Genomic DNA, 18122 nt, shown 5'->3' on the forward strand with positions numbered 1-18122 from the left:
TTGCCAAATTATTCTAAATCGATTATGAATTATAACAAATATAATTTTTAAACATGTTCTTACTGAACATCTATCCTGTACATTATTTAAGTCATGAATCCGAAATTTTTCTTATTGCTTGTAATTCCATTCTTTTTTTCGTGCGAAAATAAGTCAAAAACACTATTTACAGTATTATCTGCCGAAGAAACGGGAGTTCACTTTAATAATGAGATTATTGAAAATGAACAGTTTAATCTCTATGATTTTCATAACGTGTATAATGGTGCCGGGGTTTCTGTTGGTGATTTGAACAATGATAATCTACCGGATTTATATTTTACCGGAAATATGTCCGGTGATCGTATTTATCTGAATGTAAGCAGTGAAAGGAATAGCTCTCTGAAATTTCAGGATATTACTGATAAGGCCGGAATTATAAAGGGTGGGTGGTCAACAGGCGTAACAATGGCAGATGTAAACGCGGATGGACTATTGGATATATATGTTTGTAAATCAGGTAATTATATAGGCGATTTAAGAGCTAATCAATTGTACATTAATCAGGGCACTGGGCAAAATGGGATTCCGACTTTTAAAGAAAAAGCATTGGAATATGGTTTAGCAGATACTACCTACTCGAGTCAGGCAGCCTTTTTTGACTATGATAAAGATGGAGACCTGGATATGTATTTATTGACAACCACCAATCTTGTTCGTAATCCTAATCGTATTACCACGCCTGTCAACGACGGAACAGGCTATTCAAATGATAAATTATACCAGAATGATGGGAATGCTAAATTTATTGATGTAACCCGAAAAGCAGGTATCTTACACGATGGGAATGGTTTGGGCTTATCCATCTGTGATATAGATAATGATGGTTGGGAAGATGTTTTTGTAAGTAATGACTTTCTGCCGAACGATTTGCTCTATGTAAATAATCAGGATGGAACTTTTAAAGAGACGGCAAAAGAGTACCTGAAACATCATAGCCGTTTTTCGATGGGTAATGACGTAGCAGATTTTAATAATGACGGCAGAATGGACATCATGATGGTTGATATGCTGCCCGCTACTAATGAACAGCGAAAAATGATGACAGGACCAGGAAACTTTGAGCAATATGAGGTAGAACTATATACCGGATACCATTCACAATTCATGCGAAATATGTTGCATCTGAATTTAGGTAAAACCCCAGATGGTCGACTGCTTTTTTCAGAAATCGGACAACTGGCAGGTGTCCATAGCAGCCAATGGAGTTGGGCACCTTTGTTTGCTGACTTTGATAATGATGGTTTGAAAGATTTATTTATCTCAAATGGTTACTTAAGAGACATTACGAATCTTGATTTTATCTCTTACAATGTGGCCTATGAGCAACATAATCTGGGAGATTTGAGAAGGTATATGATTGACAGGTCATTAGAATTGCCTTCGTGGAATGATGTAAACTGTTTTTATAGAAATAAAGGAGACCTGACGTTTGAAAATACTACATCGCAGTGGTTTGGAGATTCTCTGTCAGTTTCAAATGGAGCTGCTTATGCTGATTTGGACAATGACGGAGATTTAGACCTTGTCGTAAATAATACCAATAAGCCGGCCTATATCATGCGGAATAATGCCGGAAATGCGAATTTTTTAAAAATTCAACTAAAAGGCAGCCCGAAAAACATTTATGGCCTTGGAAGTGAGGTGAGTGTGTATACCAAAGGTAATTTACAGAAATATCATCAGGCTGTTACAAAAGGATATGCTTCATCGGTTGATTATACCATTCATTTCGGTTTAGGGAAAAATGAGGTATTAGACTCTCTTGAAATAGTCTGGACAGATGGAAAGATTCAGAAGCTAAAGAATATAAACGCTAATCAGACCCTTACATTAGATTATGTGAATGCTGCCGTATCTGTTAAATCTGTTAATCAACCGGAAACTGATTTATTAATCGACGTAACGTCAGTAGTTAATGTTAATTACCAGCCAAAAGAAGAACGATATGTAGATTATAATGTAGAAACCTTATTGCTGCATAAATTATCACAACAAGGCCCGAAAATGGCTGCCGGAGACATAAACAATGACGGGTTAGAAGATTTTTTTGTAGGTGGGTCTTATCAGCACTATGGAAAATTCTTTGTACAGACACCATCGGGTAAGTTTATTCAGAAGTCTTACACCAATGAATCTTTACCTAAAGGTGAGGAAGACATAGAAATGATATTGTTTGATGCAGACCTCGATAAAGATCTGGATTTATATATAGTAAGTGGTTCTAATGAATATCTTGATGGTTCGAGATTTTTCCAGGACAGACTATATCTGAATGATGGGAAAGGGAATTTTACTGATGCAACCAGACGACTCCCAGTTATCGCGCATAGTGGCTCTTGTGTAGCTGTAGCCGATTACGATAAAGATGGTGATCTGGATGTTTTCAGAGGCGGGAGACTCACCCCATTGCAGTATCCTCAATCAGGGGATAGTTATTTGTTGAAAAATGATCAGGGTGTTTTCAGCGATTATTCTGCACAATCCTCTACTGAACTTGCCAGAATTGGGATGGTTACTGATGCAATATGGGTAGATATTGATCATGATACCTGGCTTGATTTAGTGATAGTAGGAGAGTTGATGCCTATCAGTATTTTTAAAAATAATAAGGGCAAATTAGATAGATTGGATGCTTTCCCGAATTCTGATGGTTTTTGGAACGCAGTATCAGCCGGAGATTTTGACAAAGACGGAGACATGGATTTAGTATTAGGTAATATAGGTTTGAATTCACGGTATCATTGTTCATTAAAACGACCCCTGACAGTATATGGGGCAGATTATGATGCAAACGGTCGTTGGGATGGAATACCATCTTACTATATCAACGGTAAAGAGCATCCGATTCCGACCAGAGATGATTTGCTGAGACAATTACCTTCTTTCCGCGAAAAATTTCCTAACTATGCCACGTATGCCCGGGCAACTATGACAGAGGTATTAACAGAACAACAAATGCAGCAGGCTATTATAAGAAAGGCATATGTGCAGGAAAGTATGTATGCCGAAAACCTGGGCAACGGGAAATTCGCTTTGAAACCTTTGCCGCAGATGGCGCAATGGGCACCTGTGCAAAGCATATTGATAGAAGACATTAATCATGATGGGAATCTAGATATGATGATGGTAGGTAATGCCTATGATGCCGAACCTATTGCGGGTAGATATGATGCTTCAGTAGGACTTGTGCTCACTGGAAATGGTAAGGGGAATTTTAAACCTATGCTCTATGATAAAACCGGTTTTGTGGCTGATGGAGATTGTAAAGATATCATTACACTGAAAACTGCTTCAAAAAGCAGACTTTATGTAGTTTCTCAGAATAGAGCCCCTCTGAAAGTTTTTAAAAACAAATGAAAAAATCCGATAGTAGGTAAATGCTATCGGACTCTTGAAAATGGGTTTATCTTTATTGAGTTAACCTGATAGTTTTTATCTGTAATGGCGCTGTATCTGTATACAACGCAACAACGACGCTTATGAAAGGTAAATCTTTCGTTGAAATCTCAACTGAACCTTGTTGCTGAGTTAAACTGATTTTTTTAAGAACCTGGTCAGCTTTAGGATGAAATAGAATAATTTCTCCTGAAGTTTTTCCTACAGGAAGGGCATATTTCAGTTTGAATGAGACGCTTGTTTTGGCGGAGGCATCTTCTTGCAAATAAACATCTTGCACAGGAGTAACAGAGGTCATTTTTTGTTGTTCTGAGGTTCGTCCATTTTGGTCGATGCCTTGGCAAAAGGCTGATAAACTCAGAAAAGACAGAATAATAATTGTATAGATAGTTTTCATTTTTTCAGATTTATTTTTTGTCAGCTTTTTTATCTTTTTCTTCTTTGCTTAAAATAGCTTCTTTGTTTAAGATAGCCTCCAATCGAGCCAAGCGGGTATTGAGCGCTTCATATTGCGCTAGTTTGGCCTTTAAATCATCAATTTCTGCCTTTTGCAGTTCATTAACCGTTATCTGCTCTTTTATGCCTTGTAATAAAATAGGAATGAGGCCGACGTAATTAACTGTTTTAAACCTTTCATTCTGTCCGGGTATGGAACTCTGGCTTACAAACGATGGCAAAACTTTTTCAACCTCCTGAGCCACCAGACCATACTGTAATTGATTGGAGAACCCTAGCGCCGGATACTGGTCGGTTTTATAATAAAAGGTCTTGGGACTTAACAAACGGATAAGACTGGTCATGCTACCCATATCCAGGATATTTCTTTTTAACCGTATGTCGGAAGGGGAAACAATTGCTCCAGGTAATATTGAGCCTTTTACAAATAGAGAATCTCTTACATAAGCGAAGCCTTCTACATGAAGGGTAGCTATCGGACTGGCCGTATTAATACCAACTTGCCCTGAAGCAGCAATATCAATACTACTAGTTGGTGCTCCTGGTCTTATTCTGAAGGGTAATTTGCTACCGCTTGTCACATCTCTTATAAAGAAATTAGCTTCATTGCCGGCCATGTCCCAGGTTTGAGCCGAGAAACCTCCTGAACTGTTTTGCTCTATTCTTATGGCAGGGGTATTATTGGTATTGATATGGAGATCTAATACAGGAGTGTTTGTTCTTAAACCGATTCTACCAGTGGAAGCCACGAATAAACTGCTTGTCGGTGCTCCTGCTATAATTTTAAATGGCGTCTTTGCTCCGGTCACATCATTGATAGCAAAAGAATTGGTTCCTCCTGATGCGCTCTCATTAGCTTCAATTTCCCAATCATTTGCAGCAAAGCCAGAGCTAGCACTAGTATCATCAAAACCTATGCGGGTATTGTTTTCTTTTAATCTGATAGTAGTGAAGCTGAAATTTTCATTGTTTACGCAATCAAGGCCTACGCATTCGCTGCCTTGCACAATTAAATCATCAGCTATTACCTGGTCGGCTACACTGCGTTCTTTTAGTTCAATTTTCTGCCCTTGCTGGTCTTTCAGAAATTGTTCGGGGTTTTTACGTTGAGAATAAACTTTCGGTACAATGTAGCCTGAAGTAATTTTTTTAGTTTTTTTTGTGCTTTGCGGAAAGGCATCACAGAGCGTTATCAGGCATAAAAAGAAGATACAACCTGTGGTAAAAGTCGAGGTTATTTTCATAGTAAATTAGTTTTATGACATAAAATGAAACGGGTGACAGTCAATAAGTTAAGACTACTACTTATTGTTTTTCAAAGATATATATATTTTACAACTTTAAATAAATTGATTAAATTTTATGCGTAAAAATTTAATCAATTTATATATTCTTTTGTTCATAGTGCTGGGAATTCATTTGTCTTTTTTCTAAAACCATTTGTAGAGAGTGGAAAAATTTCATACCTTTGCAGCGGCAAATTACCAGCTCCTGCTGAATCCCCCAGGTCTTGACCGAAGCAAGGGTATTGTGGTTGAGCGGTGAATTTGCCTTTTTTTGTTTTAGGCTCATAGCAATTGTTCAAATATAAACCACTACTTTCATGTAGCTAACCCCCAAAGGCATGAAAGTTCCTAACAAAATCTTCCGATTTTCGGATATGGGGCTATATGTTCTATGAAATTTTTTATCGATACCGCCTCCCTTAAAGAAATACAAGAAGCACAAGACTTGGGTGTGCTTGATGGTGTTACTACTAATCCATCATTAATGGCAAAAGAAGGTATTGCCGGAAAAGATAATGTAATGCGTCACTATAAGGCGATTTGTGAGATAGTGGATGGTGATGTGAGTGCTGAGGTAATCTCTACGAAATACGAAGAGATGATTAATGAAGGTGAAGAATTAGCAGAGATAGATGAGCAGATTGTAGTTAAGATACCGATGATAAAAGACGGTATTAAGGCTATTAAATATTTTTCAGAAAGAGGTATTAAAACAAACTGTACATTGGTGTTCTCACCGGGTCAGGCATTGTTAGCGGCTAAAGCAGGTGCTACATATGTATCACCATTCGTAGGTCGTTTAGATGATATTTCAACAGATGGTATGAATCTGATTGAAGATATTCGCCTGATTTATGATAACTATGGCTACGAAACACAGATATTAGCTGCGTCGGTGCGTCATCCTATGCATATTATTCAATGTGCTAAAATTGGTGCGGATGTAATGACAGGCCCACTTTCGGCTATTTTAGCTTTATTGAATCACCCATTAACTGATAGTGGTTTAGCCAAGTTCCTAGCTGACCACGCAAAAGTAAATCAGAAATAAGCTTTTGTTGAATATTAAGCAGTTTTTCTAGCAAAAACTGCTTAATATTGAAAGGTATTTAATCTCCGATACATGGAACCCGTCATTTCTCTACAGAACGCCTATATTTATCAACGTGATCAACTGGTATTATCAGCAGTGAATTTTACTATTCATCAAGGTGAGTTTGTTTATTTAATTGGTCGTACAGGTAGCGGAAAATCTTCAGTTTTACAAACATTATATGCTGACCTCTGGCTCGAAAAAGGCACTGGGGTAGTAGTTGGGTATGAACTTCATGCGCTAAAGCGTTCCCAAATCCCTCATTTAAGAAGAAATATCGGAATCGTTTTTCAGGATTTTCAATTATTAGGTGATAGAAACGTAGAGAAAAATCTCATGTTTTATCTGAAGGCTATGGGTTGGAAAGATAAAGAAGAAATGAGTGTGAGAATCAGTGAGGTATTGAATCTGGTAAATCTTTCTAATATTCTTGAAAAAATGCCTCACCAACTATCAGGAGGCGAGCAACAAAGAGTAGGTATAGCCCGTGCTTTACTCAACCAACCACAAATCTTATTGGCCGACGAACCAACAGGAAATCTTGACCCTGAAATGTCGGTAGAAATTCTGAAATTATTTATGGATATCAATGAGAAATCAAATACAGCCGTATTGATGGCTACACATGATTTCGAATTGATAGAACGTTTCCCACGCCGTACACTCTACTGTGATAAAGGATTAGTACAGGATTTATCAGAAAGTATGTAATCTGCATTAATTAAAGCCTGTAATACCTATCTTAATCACCCACTGATTAGTAGCAGTCAAAATCTGTTTACTTTTATACTCGAAATTATTATCAATTTCTACGGTGCGAGGCTTTACAATCTTGGTAGCATCGGCTTGCTGGTAATACACTCCTATATCCAGATAGCTATTCTTCATACTTCCAAATAATTTGATACCTACACCCACACCTAAACCATAGTTAGGAGTTACTTTAGTCCATCTATTCAGAGTTTCTGAATCGTCTTCATTTAATTGTTCTACCAGACTTGTCTGGATAATTTTAGCGCCGAAAAAAGCATCAGCATAAGGATTAAATTTCGAGCTCCATAAGACAGGACGGTAACGTGCCAGACCATTTAACCAAAAAGATGTATTACTTACCCGAAAATCTCCTGTATAAGTAGTTATAGGGTCTTCTCTGCCATCTCCCTGAAAACCAATTTCAGCACCATAAAAGACCGGAGAAGCTTTTTTTCGTCCATAAGGGTTAAATAGCACACCACCAGTCAAACCAAATTTAGTGCCTGCTTTATCTCCTTCTTTAAGGATAGTTTTATAATTTCCTACAGCATTGCCCAAACTCAACGCAATGAAGTAGGAGTATTTATCTTCAATATATTGAGTCTGCTGCTGTTGTTGGGCAGCAACTTTTAAGAAACTTGCGCAAAAGAATAAGTAAAGTATAAATCTCATTTTTGTTGCTATTTTGCTGAGATGTCAGTGGAAATTCTGAAATTATTTATAGAGATCAATGAGAATATCAATGGGTTATACACTCCTTATAAACCTTATTATTTGAAAGCCATAATAAAAGACTTAATCAGACCTGAAATTAAACAAGTTAATACTAACTTTTACAATCAATTGGTTAGTTGTTGTCAGTACTTCTTCACTGTAAATTTTGAAACTATTATCAATCTGCACAGAATTAGGTTTGACAATTCCGGTCGCATCGGCCTTTTGGTAGTAAACCCCGATATCCAGATACCCGTTTTTCTCATTTTTGATTAATTTAATACCCACACCAATGCCAATACCATAGTTTGGAGTTTTTCTAGCCCATTTTTGTAAAATTTGGGAATTCTCCTCATTTATTTTTTCTATTAAAGATGTTTTAATGAATTTAGTTCCGTAAAAAATATCAGCGTAAGGGTTAAATATCGAACTCCATAGAATGGGACGATACCTTACCACACCATTCAACCATGAAGATGAACCGCTAAGATAAAAATTTCCCGGATAAGTAATATTTGATGCTTCCCTGTAACTCAGGATACCACCTTCTACCCCGAGCATTATCGGAGAAAGTTTTTTCTTCCCCAAAGGATTTACTAACAAACCAATGGAAGCACCAAATCTGGTTCTTGCTTTATCTCCTTCTTTCAATATGGTTCGATAAGCCCCAACCGGATTGCCCATATTCAGAGCCATAAAAAAGGAGTACTTGTTAGGAATATAGTCTTTCCGGTCTGTCTGAGCTACAACCTCTGATATACCTAAATAAAAGAATATGCAAAGTAAGACTCTCATTTTTACTATTTTGCAGTCAGATAAGCAAAAGGCACTATCATTTCCTCAATCGAAATACCTCCATGTTGGAAAGTATCTTTATAATGGCTCACATAATGGTTATAGTTATTCGGATACGCAAAGAAATAATCTTCCATCGTAAAGAAATAGGCCGTTGACACATTAGGCTTTGGCAGCATAAATAATTCAGGTCTTCTTACTACCAATACATGGTCGTCTTTATCGTCCAGATTCAGATTTTTACCTTGTTTATAACGCAAGTTAGTATTTACATTTCTATCTCCAACAATTCTTTTCGGATGTTTTACGCGAATCATACCGTGATCGGTGGTAATCACCAACCGACCTTTTTTCTCCGATATTTTCTTCAATAAATCTAATAAAGGCGAGTGCTCAATCCATGACCTTGTGATAGAACGATAAGCCGACTCGTCAGGTGCCAGTTCCTTAATCATACCCATCTCGGTACGGGCATGCGAAAGCATATCTACAAAGTTGTAAACAATGGCAATTAACTGATTCTTCAATAGATTATTGAAGTTATCAACTAAACTTTTCCCTTGATTAGTATTCAGGATTTTATGGTAAGAGAAGCTGATGTTTAAACGGCTTTTGTCAATCTGACGTTTTAGGAACTCTGCTTCGTTATTATTGAGCGCATCTTCGTTCTCACCTTCATCATTCACCCATAAATCAGGGTGTTGGCGTGCCATATCAGAAGGCATCAGGCCTGAGAAAATCGCATTACGGGCATAAGAGGTGGCTGTCGGGAGAATAGCATAATAATCACTTTCTTCTTCTACATTGAAATAGCCACTAATCACCTCTTCCAATATTTTCCACTGATCATAGCGCAGATTGTCTATCAGTAAGAAGAACAGGGGAGAGTTTGACTGTACCAAAGGGAAAACCTTTTTCTTCATTAACTGGTGAGAAAGTAAAGGTTTATCAACTTTCGGGTCGTTGAGCCAGTCTTCGTAATTGTCTTCTATGAACTTACAGAAATTAGAGTTGGCTTCCGATTTCTGCATGCCAAATACCTCTTCCATGCTTTTATCTTCTGAGCGGTCTAATTGCAACTCCCAGTAGATAAGTTTTTTATAGATTTCAGCCCATTCCTGATGCCCGATGCGGTCGTTATACTGCATGGCCAAGTTGCGGAAATCCTGCTGATAGCCCAGATTCGTTTTTTCAGAGATCAGGCGTTTATTTTCAAGAATCTTTTTTACCGAAAGTAGAATCTGATTCGGATTCAATGGTTTTATCAGATAGTCGGCAATATTTGAACCGATGGCATCTTCCATAATCCGCTCTTCTTCCGACTTCGTAATCATCACAATGGGCAAATTGGGCTTGAGTATTTTAATTTGTGAAAGAGTTTCAAGCCCTGTCATGCCAGGCATCATTTCATCCAAAAAAACTACATCAAAACGCTCAGTTTCTACTTTGTCAATAGCATCAGCACCGCTTGGTACGGGAGTAACATCGTAGCCTTTACCTTGTAGAAAAATTATGTATGGTTTTAGTAAATCAATCTCGTCGTCTGCCCAGAGTATGTTATATCGCATAAGATTATCAGTTTTTAAAATATGTAAAGCTACAATGCAAAAATATGAACTTTTATTGCCTATACGCACGCTTAATTTTTCTTAAATTTATTAGTTTGCTATAGGACAAAATTTGGGAAAACCATCAATGAGGATGGTAGACTCAAGTAAATTTGTATTTTTGTAAATAAGACCAAAGAACAACCAATTTGAAACGACTTCAACAATTCCTTGAAAGTATCTACCTATGGAACACAACTGTTTCATTGTATAATTTGTTGACAATTCTTTGGAAAAAAATTATAACTTTTGACATTGACCAGCGCGCGGCTTCAGTTTCCTATAGTTTTTTATTGGCCGTTTTTCCCGGAATTATTTTCTTGTTTACACTCATTCCTTATATCCCAATAAATCATCTTGACAGGCAGATTATGAAGTTTATGCAAGATGCCATACCCAAAGGAATATATGAAAACACAGCAGTAACCATTCACGAGATTGTAAGTAGAAAACGTAGCGACGTTCTTTCATTTGGTTTTTTCTTTACGGTTTTTGCTGCTACCAATGGTATGATGGCGCTCATGCGTGCTTTTAATATGGCCTTACAGGTAAAAGAAAAACGCAACTATCTGAAAGCCAGACTGATGGCACTTTTCTTGACTATATTATTGATCATCGTAATGGTCTGTGCGATTGTTATCCTGGTTGTGGGCAGAATCATCATAGATTTCTTATTTGCTAAAGAGTTGTTGAACGAAAATTTTAGCTTTTACCTGTTTCAGGTGGTGCGATATGGTGGTATCTTCCTGATTTTCTTTTTTGGTATCTGTGTTATCTACTATTTTGCTCCTGCGGTTCATAAAAGATTGAAATTCTTCAATATAGGAGCATTGATTGCATCTATTCTGGGGATTTTAGCCACGAACCTTTTTTCGTTTTATCTGGCTAATTTCAATTCTTATAATAAACTCTATGGTTCTATAGGTACGCTGATAGCTTTGATGGTATGGTTGTACCTGATTGCCCTGATTTTGATTCTTGGCTTTGAAATAAATATTTCGGTGAGAGAAGCGCTTACTACTTATAAAATTGAAAAAGGTGAGATTGACTCACCTTTGCAATAATAAATATCTATTGGTAAATTACTTCCAGAAACCTTCAGCAATCATAGCTTTTTCCAGCTTCTCTCCTAGGCCATCAGTGGCTTTTACCAACGGTAAGCGCACTTCTGAACTACAAACCCCTTTAATTTCAAGACATTTTTTGATACCTACCGGATTCGATTCTGTATAAAGTAAAGTATCAAAATCTACAAATCTTTTCTGCAAATCAGCTGCTTTGCCAAAATCACCATTCAGAGCAGCCCAGGTCATTTCACCAAATTCCTTCGGGAATGCATTGGCAATCACCGAAATAACTCCTTTGAAGCCCACACTGATAGATGTAGTAACCAGATTATCATCGCCTGATAATAAAAGGAAATTTTCCGGACAACGTTTTGCTAGTTCCAAAGCGTTTTCAATAGTACTGGCATCTTTGATACCAATAATATTCGGGTGTTTGGCCAATTCAACCACTGTTGCAATTTGCAGGCTGATAACCGTACGCCCCGGTACATTATACAACAAAACCGGCACCGGAGAAGCATCTGCAATAGCAGTAAAGTGTGCAATTAAACCAGCCTGAGAAGGCTTATTATAATAAGGACAAACTGATAAGATAGCTGTAACACCTGTCAAATCAGTAGTCTTGATAGTTTCTAGAACTGTCTTGGTATTATTCCCTCCTAAGCCATATACAATAGGCAGGTTCCTGGGGTTATTTTCTCTTGTAAGCTTCAGTAAATCAATCTTTTCCTTGGCAGTAGTAGTAGAGGTTTCTCCTGTTGTACCCTGCACAACAAAATAATCTACCCCGCCTGTGCTTGTAAAATCGAGCAGCCTGCCGTAAGCGTCAAAATCAACTTCGTGCTGTTCATCAAATGGTGTTATTAAAGCTACACCTACTCCTTGTAACGGATGTGCCATTTTTATAGAATAATAGATTTGTCTAGATGAGCAAAGTTCGTCAGAAAAATCGGACTTTGCAAAACGATAAGGGCAGTTCATAACCAACGGCCACTTTTTAAATTGCGAAAAGGTATACACCGTAGCGTCTACCTTTTATGTCCTTTTATTATTGTAAAACGATAACAAAGACCCATTTTTTGCCATCCTAAAGAATTGGTTCCACATAATAAATTATAAAAGTGCCTGATAAACCAGAATTCTGAATTTTCGAACAATATCAGAATAATGGGCATAAGGGTGAACATTAGTAAATACCAGTAAAATCAAATCCTCTTTAGGATCAATAGTATATTCAGAACAGTACATACCTCCCCATGTCAAAGAGCCGGGTGTAGCGTTGTCGCCATAATGCGATTCAGGTGTAATGATTTGTAAACCCAAACCAAATTTATCTTGCCTGTCCCAAACAAAGCTATCACCTATCTGATTACGAGCCATCAGTTCTACCGTACTTTTACTTAACAATCTTTTGCCATTAAACTCTCCCTTGTTCAGTATGAATTGACAAATTTTAGCATAATCCTGAACTGTGCTCACTAAACCTGCTCCACCGGAAAAATAGGTTTTTTGTCCGGTAATAGCAAACTTTCTATAGGTCTCATTAGTATGAATTTTTAAATTTTCTTCTGTACTACCTTTCGAATACAATTCCACCAATCGGCTAGCCTTATCAGCGGGCAAGTAGAAATAAGTATCATTCATGCCTAAAGGATCCAATATTTTCTTACGCAGATATTCATCGAATGACATCCCCGAAAGCACTTCAATCAATCGACCAATCACATCAGTGTTCAAACCATAAGTAAACTGTGTGCCGGGGTCTGATAGGAGCGGACGCGCAGCTATTTTATCCACTACATCTTTTAGCATATCCTTTTCTACCGAACAGAAGAAAGGCACTTTAAACTCAGGTAAATCCTGCAAGGGATGTTCATACGGAATACCCGCCGAATGACTTAGTAATTGACGGATAGTAATAGCTGATTTAGCCGGACGAGTAATATATTTGCTACGGTCTTTATCGTCATAATTGACCAGTACCTTTGCATTTTTAAAAGCCGGGATATATTTCGAAATAGGTTCATCTAAAAAGAATTTACCCTCTTCAAACAGCATGAGTAAGCCCACAGTTGTTATAAGTTTTGACTGAGAGGCAATTCTAAAAATATCGTCTTTTTTTAATGGGGTTTTATTTTCTAAATTACTAAATCCAAAAGCCTTCTCATGCACAATTTTACCTTTTCTGGCCACAAGTGTAACAATGTTAGGAGCAATGCCTTTATCTACAATCTCCTGAAAATGGGCATCCAGTTTTTTCAACCTTTCGCTTGAAAAACCTACCTCTTCGGGTGTTTTGGCCTGGGTCAATACCTGCGGTGTCTGAGCATTGACTCCGGTTATCAAAAAGAGTAGAATGAAGCTTGCTAGAGAAACTAATTTTTTCATTAGGGATAGAAATAGAGTTTATTTATACAATTCTCTCAATAATGAGAAAGGTTATACTACTTCTATAATATACAGAAGTAGTATAACCACTATTAATTTTGCTTAGAATAAAATTGAAATCAATTGGGCAGTCTTGAGGCTTGCCATGAATTTAACTGCCAGCCTTTTTTACTGTCTTTGGTATAAACAACCAGATAACGCAGGTGCAAAAGTACAGGCTTACCATCAACCGGAGGTTGGGTAATCAACACTTTGCCATTCACCACGGCAGTCTGGTTTTTATTATAGGCTCTTACAATAAGCTCTTCTATTTCTACTTTCGAATAGACACTACCTCCATTCAGCACCGAAGCCACATAGGTTTCTTTATTATCTGTTTTTCCACTCGAATGAACATAAATCAGGTCATCTGCAAAGATTTTATTCAGATAATCACCATTTTTGGCAACTTGTGCATCAAAGCGTTTTCTTTCTAAATCTTCGATTGTTGCTTTTATATCTTGTCCGAAAGAAAACTGGCTAAGCAATAAGAATATACCTAATACAATTAATTTTTTCATATTTTCGGAGGTTTAGTATTTTTATAATCGTCCAATTCTACTTTTTTCATGGTAGGTACCAGGAAGTGCATGATTGTCCAAGCTAATAAATAGGCACCACCACAAATACAGAACATAATAAAGTATCCGGTTTGTATCTGCCCGATTTTGGTATAATACACGAACATATTCTTTTGTACCAACCAGGTTAAAAGGATACCCCCTAATCCACCAAACATTCCACCAATACCTGTTACTGAACCCGTCGCTTTTTTAGGGAACATATCTGATACCGTAGTGAAGATATTCGCACTCCACGCCTGGTGAGCCGAGGCTGCAATACCAATGACTAATACTGCCAGCCACATATTGATTGCACCTAAATATTGCGAGAATAATACAGGCAATACGGCAAAAGCATAAATAAGCATACTGGTTTTACGCGCTTTAAAAGCCGGCCAGTTTTTATTGATGAAATTTAGAGGCAACCAACCACCAAAGATACTACCCACACTACCAATGATATACACCAAGGCAGATGGCACCGCAACTTCGGTTTTAGATAAACCATATTCTTTCATCAGGAAGTCTGGTAACCAGAAAAGATAAAACCACCACACTGGGTCGGTCAAAAATTTACCAATAGCAAAGGCCCATGTCTGACGGTAAGTTAACAATTTTTTCCACGGAACACTTTCTTGTGAAACAGGTTCTGATTTATCAGACTGGATATAGTCATATTCGGCTTTTGATAAGCGTTTTTGTTTTTCTGGTACTTCATAGTAGATAAACCATAAAATAAGCCAGATAAAACCAATAACCCCGGTTAGGATAAATGCCCATTGCCAGCCCCATTTTTCAGCAATCATAGGTACACTCAAAGGCACAATGATAGCACCGATATTAGTCCCTGAATTGAAAAAACCAGCCGCCAAAGCTCTTTCCTTTTGAGGAAACCACTCAGCTACTGATTTGATGGCTGCCGGAAAGTTTCCGGCCTCTGTAACGCCTAAGAAAATACGGGCAACAATAAAGCCTAAGGTTCCGGTACAAAGCGCGTGAGCTACAGCCGCTACACTCCAAAGTCCTGTGGCTATGGCATAGCCTAATTTTGTTCCGAATTTATCAACAAAGCCACCTGCGAAGAACATCCCGAAAGCGTAAGCAAATTTGAAGGCTAGTTCAATATTAGCATAGTCATTCACTTCCTGCTCAGGCGACCAGCTGAAGGCTTCTGCCAGATAAGGTTTTAAATAAGAAATTACGTTTCGGTCGAGATAGTTGATGGTGGTGGCAATAAAAAGCAGACTACAGATAGTCCAACGATACTTTCCGATTTTTTCCATAGTTTATAGGGTTAAAAAGATTAGGTCCAGAAAAGGAAGCGCTTCCTTTCCATGATGGATTAAGAAAATGTTTTGAACGTAATAAGAAGGATTCAAACAGTTTCTTATTTTTCAAAAACTAATTTTACAGTGCCTAATAGTCCTGATGGAACAGGTTCCCATTTTGCGGCATTAAAGGGTTGATAGCGTATGTCCACCATATTGGTGTCATAAAATTTCTTCCAATTTACTCCCGTTTTGTCTAAATACCTAATCCGGTTAGCTGATAAATTGGTTACTTCTATTTCTAATTTGTTGGTACTGCTCAATAAATCGGCCGTAACCGGAACTCTGAACGGTAAAGACCAGTATTTGCCTAAATCCTTACCATTAAGTTTCACAGTCGCCATTTCTCTTACATCCCCAAGGTCTATATAGCCGTTTCTGATCTGGCTTTTGTCTAAACTGAATTGTAGTTGATAGTGTGCAGTTCCGCTAAAATACTGAGCCGTCGAATCTGTCAGATTTACCCATGATTGCAGACTGTCAGTTTGAAAAGAACTTGGGATAAAAGGTTCCCCTTTCACAAAATCTACTCGCCAGTTGCCTTTCAAGGCAATTGTTTCATAGATTGCCCTAGTTGGTGAAACTTTAGCATTCGCAGGTTTTTGAGTAAAAGTTTCAATAAATACACTCTCCCCGCCAAAAAGCGATAAAGGTATTTCAACCAGATTATTACCGATTTTTTTGACATTAACCCAGGTACTTTTCTGATGCAGGGCATCATATAACCTCACAGCTTGCGCAGAAGTAGCTAATTGAATATTTCCTTGCTGAAACTGATTACCTAAATTGCTTACAAAATAGACTGTGCCATTGTCATTTTTCTTTCGGATAAATGACAAACCCGATTCAGCCATGTTCTCCTGTCTTATCTTAGCAACTTTCAAACTCTCAATAATATCAGCACTTACACTGGGATTCAATTTAACCAAAAGCTGTTCAAATTGCTTTTGGCGTGATTCCCAATCATGAAATCCTGTGGTAGATTTCGGCAATTGATTAATGAAAAATACTGGTATTCCTGCACTCTTACATTTCTCTAAATAAGCCAGTGTTTCTACGGGAAGATATTGTACTGGAGGCACAACAATAGCTTTATAGGCTTGCTTTCCTTGCGTAATCAATTGTTTATTTGCAATCTTAGAATTTTTCAATTGCAAATCAGAAACAAAATCAAAAGTATACCCGTGTTTTATCAGTTCTTTGCAAGCGTCTCCAAAAGCAGAATGCAACATACCATCTTTCATAATGGCGTGTACATCAATCGCATGAGTTTTAGTCTTATTACCTACCGATTGCCATAAATCAGGAATAGGGAAATACATCAGAATATCGTTATCCGGTTTACTATTTTGCAGTTTCTCCTGACAGCGGGCAATATAATTATTCAACTCAGGCAGATATTCCCAGAAATGGCTTTGTTGATTAAAATTGGTAGAAGCATAAAACAACCAACCCGGAAATGGCTCATTAGGTGGCGAGTAGGGCATACCATGATAAAAAATATGATTAACCCCGCCAATAAATGACTCATCAATAATGGGCTTGACTTGCGAAAGCGATACTTTAAAATGATTGGCCAGCCAGGTAGCAGTTTCTGAGCTCACCAGTTTTTTACCAGTTACATTCGCTACTGAAGAAGCCAGCTTTACAACCAGGGCATCAGGTACACCAAAGCGTTTCTCTTCATAATCAGGGTCTATTCTTGAAAGCGGAATACCATAAGGCTTGCTGCCAAAAAATTCTGTCTCTGGAATATCAGCAATAGCATATAAATCCAGAATATTTGCAGGAGAGCCATGCGCTTCATTTCGTGTAATCTTTCCTTGTTGTTTCGACCAGCCAACCCAGGTTTTAGTAAAATCTTCCCGAAGAATATCTGAAATAGTTTCGTTATAATCTCCCCAAATCAACTGTTCTCTTTCGGTTTCCGCTTTCTCTTTGGCTAATACATCCAGGTGAGTCTGCAAATCATATCCTCTTAATTCCTTGAATTTTTGGAAGAAATTAGCAGTCCAGTTGGCACCATAAACTTCATAAGAGTCATTATAAAAAGCCCGTACAGGATAGTTTTTTTGCCCGAAAGCCTCTTTGAATGTTTGCAGGTAACGCGCTACGGCAGCTTTATTAAAATGGTCAACTACCAGTCCTTCACCTCCGGGTGCTGCCCTTTTTACTTTCTGATTAGTAGGGGCGAAGGTAAGCGTATATTTCCCGTCTTTTTCTATGACTTTGAAAGCTTGTGCTGCATCTTGCGTAGAAACATTTTTACCGCCAAAAGGCCAGCCCGTACCCAGAGTCATATCAATACCCAGGTTGTTTTTCCTGGCTTCCTGCAAAGTAAAATCAAGCATATCCAGCCATTCTTTTGATAAATAGGGTAGAAACTTGCTTTCTTCACCTTTTACTCCATAAATGGGAATAATATGCATTCCTCCAAAACCCGCTTTGGCATAATCCTGTAAATTCTGTCTGATTCCATCTTTGGTAACGGCACTGCCCATCCACCACCAATAAGCCCAGGGCTTGGTAGTAGAAACTTGTGCCGATACCTGACAAGCAATCAGGCAAAAAAGAATCACAAAGCGTTTCATCAAA

At 37.8% G+C, this 18122-nt stretch carries 14 protein-coding genes; 4 read left to right on the plus strand and 10 right to left on the minus strand.

The features are described 5' to 3' along the window. The first annotated feature begins 93 nt into the window (after positions 1-93). A complete protein-coding gene (locus ACYVFA_RS09610; protein WP_460471608.1) occupies positions 94-3399 on the plus strand; it encodes a VCBS repeat-containing protein in 3306 nt (1101 codons plus the stop codon). A gap of 52 nt (positions 3400-3451) precedes the next feature. On the opposite strand, the gene ACYVFA_RS09615 is transcribed toward ACYVFA_RS09610, so the two are convergent. Then, entirely contained in the window at positions 3452-3835 is a 384-nt protein-coding gene (locus ACYVFA_RS09615) for a hypothetical protein (RefSeq protein WP_460471609.1), read from the minus strand. Positions 3836-3845: 10 nt separating this feature from the next. Continuing rightward, positions 3846-5138, minus strand: coding sequence for a tail fiber domain-containing protein (locus ACYVFA_RS09620; protein ID WP_460471610.1), 1293 nt, complete (start codon positions 5136-5138; stop codon positions 3846-3848). Positions 5139-5571: 433 nt separating this feature from the next. On the opposite strand from ACYVFA_RS09620, the gene fsa reads away from it, so the two are divergent. Further along, on the plus strand, positions 5572-6231 hold the full coding sequence (gene fsa / locus ACYVFA_RS09625) for a transaldolase family protein (protein WP_460471611.1): 660 nt from the start codon (positions 5572-5574) through the stop codon (positions 6229-6231). 72 nt (positions 6232-6303) lie between these two features. After that, positions 6304-6984 carry a cell division ATP-binding protein FtsE gene (locus tag ACYVFA_RS09630; RefSeq protein WP_460471612.1) on the plus strand — a complete coding sequence of 227 codons (681 nt, stop codon included), beginning with the start codon at positions 6304-6306 and terminating at the stop codon, positions 6982-6984. A gap of 6 nt (positions 6985-6990) precedes the next feature. On the opposite strand, the gene ACYVFA_RS09635 is transcribed toward ACYVFA_RS09630, so the two are convergent. The 3 genes from ACYVFA_RS09635 to porX all read right to left on the minus strand — a co-directional run bounded on the left by ACYVFA_RS09635 (position 6991) and on the right by porX (position 10103). Further along, positions 6991-7698: a hypothetical protein gene (locus tag ACYVFA_RS09635; protein WP_460471613.1), complete on the minus strand. Its 708-nt coding sequence runs from the start codon at positions 7696-7698 to the stop codon at positions 6991-6993. 123 nt (positions 7699-7821) lie between these two features. After that, positions 7822-8535 (minus strand): hypothetical protein, encoded by a 714-nt coding sequence (locus tag ACYVFA_RS09640; protein ID WP_460471614.1) that lies wholly within the window; start codon positions 8533-8535, stop codon positions 7822-7824. 5 nt (positions 8536-8540) lie between these two features. Then, positions 8541-10103 carry a T9SS response regulator signal transducer PorX gene (gene porX / locus ACYVFA_RS09645; protein ID WP_460471615.1) on the minus strand — a complete coding sequence of 521 codons (1563 nt, stop codon included), beginning with the start codon at positions 10101-10103 and terminating at the stop codon, positions 8541-8543. A gap of 188 nt (positions 10104-10291) precedes the next feature. Between porX and ACYVFA_RS09650 the strand changes: the two genes are divergently transcribed. Beyond that, positions 10292-11206 (plus strand): YihY/virulence factor BrkB family protein, encoded by a 915-nt coding sequence (locus ACYVFA_RS09650; RefSeq protein WP_460471616.1) that lies wholly within the window; start codon positions 10292-10294, stop codon positions 11204-11206. 18 nt (positions 11207-11224) lie between these two features. Here the strand turns inward: ACYVFA_RS09650 and dapA are convergent, their stop codons facing one another. The 5 genes from dapA to ACYVFA_RS09675 all read right to left on the minus strand — a co-directional run bounded on the left by dapA (position 11225) and on the right by ACYVFA_RS09675 (position 18118). Further along, on the minus strand, positions 11225-12109 hold the full coding sequence (gene dapA / locus ACYVFA_RS09655) for a 4-hydroxy-tetrahydrodipicolinate synthase family protein (protein WP_460471617.1): 885 nt from the start codon (positions 12107-12109) through the stop codon (positions 11225-11227). A gap of 213 nt (positions 12110-12322) precedes the next feature. Then, positions 12323-13597, minus strand: a complete 1275-nt coding sequence (locus tag ACYVFA_RS09660; protein ID WP_460471618.1) for a serine hydrolase domain-containing protein — start codon at positions 13595-13597, stop codon at positions 12323-12325. A gap of 119 nt (positions 13598-13716) precedes the next feature. After that, on the minus strand, positions 13717-14157 hold the full coding sequence (locus tag ACYVFA_RS09665) for a nuclear transport factor 2 family protein (RefSeq protein WP_460471619.1): 441 nt from the start codon (positions 14155-14157) through the stop codon (positions 13717-13719). Beyond that, entirely contained in the window at positions 14154-15482 is a 1329-nt protein-coding gene (locus ACYVFA_RS09670) for an MFS transporter (RefSeq protein ID WP_460471620.1), read from the minus strand. Before ACYVFA_RS09670 ends, ACYVFA_RS09665 begins: the two co-directional genes overlap by 4 nt. A 104-nt stretch (positions 15483-15586) precedes the next feature. Continuing rightward, a complete protein-coding gene (locus ACYVFA_RS09675) occupies positions 15587-18118 on the minus strand; it encodes a glycosyl hydrolase family 2 protein (protein WP_460471621.1) in 2532 nt (843 codons plus the stop codon). Positions 18119-18122: the final 4 nt, after the last annotated feature.

The sequence above is a fragment of the Emticicia fontis genome, assembly GCF_054779675.1.

Excerpts from the sequence above, each read along its gene's own strand:
- ACYVFA_RS09610 (WP_460471608.1), top strand. The coding sequence starts at position 94 with ATGAATCCGAAATTTTTCTTATTGCTTGTAATTCCATTCTTTTTTTCG.
- ACYVFA_RS09615 (WP_460471609.1), bottom strand. The coding sequence starts at position 3,835 with ATGAAAACTATCTATACAATTATTATTCTGTCTTTTCTGAGTTTATCA.
- ACYVFA_RS09620 (WP_460471610.1), bottom strand. The coding sequence starts at position 5,138 with ATGAAAATAACCTCGACTTTTACCACAGGTTGTATCTTCTTTTTATGC.
- fsa (WP_460471611.1), top strand. The coding sequence starts at position 5,572 with ATGAAATTTTTTATCGATACCGCCTCCCTTAAAGAAATACAAGAAGCA.
- ACYVFA_RS09630 (WP_460471612.1), top strand. The coding sequence starts at position 6,304 with ATGGAACCCGTCATTTCTCTACAGAACGCCTATATTTATCAACGTGAT.
- ACYVFA_RS09635 (WP_460471613.1), bottom strand. The coding sequence starts at position 7,698 with ATGAGATTTATACTTTACTTATTCTTTTGCGCAAGTTTCTTAAAAGTT.
- ACYVFA_RS09640 (WP_460471614.1), bottom strand. The coding sequence starts at position 8,535 with ATGAGAGTCTTACTTTGCATATTCTTTTATTTAGGTATATCAGAGGTT.
- porX (WP_460471615.1), bottom strand. The coding sequence starts at position 10,103 with ATGCGATATAACATACTCTGGGCAGACGACGAGATTGATTTACTAAAA.
- dapA (WP_460471617.1), bottom strand. The coding sequence starts at position 12,109 with ATGGCACATCCGTTACAAGGAGTAGGTGTAGCTTTAATAACACCATTT.
- ACYVFA_RS09660 (WP_460471618.1), bottom strand. The coding sequence starts at position 13,597 with ATGAAAAAATTAGTTTCTCTAGCAAGCTTCATTCTACTCTTTTTGATA.
- ACYVFA_RS09665 (WP_460471619.1), bottom strand. The coding sequence starts at position 14,157 with ATGAAAAAATTAATTGTATTAGGTATATTCTTATTGCTTAGCCAGTTT.
- ACYVFA_RS09670 (WP_460471620.1), bottom strand. The coding sequence starts at position 15,482 with ATGGAAAAAATCGGAAAGTATCGTTGGACTATCTGTAGTCTGCTTTTT.
- ACYVFA_RS09675 (WP_460471621.1), bottom strand. The coding sequence starts at position 18,118 with ATGAAACGCTTTGTGATTCTTTTTTGCCTGATTGCTTGTCAGGTATCG.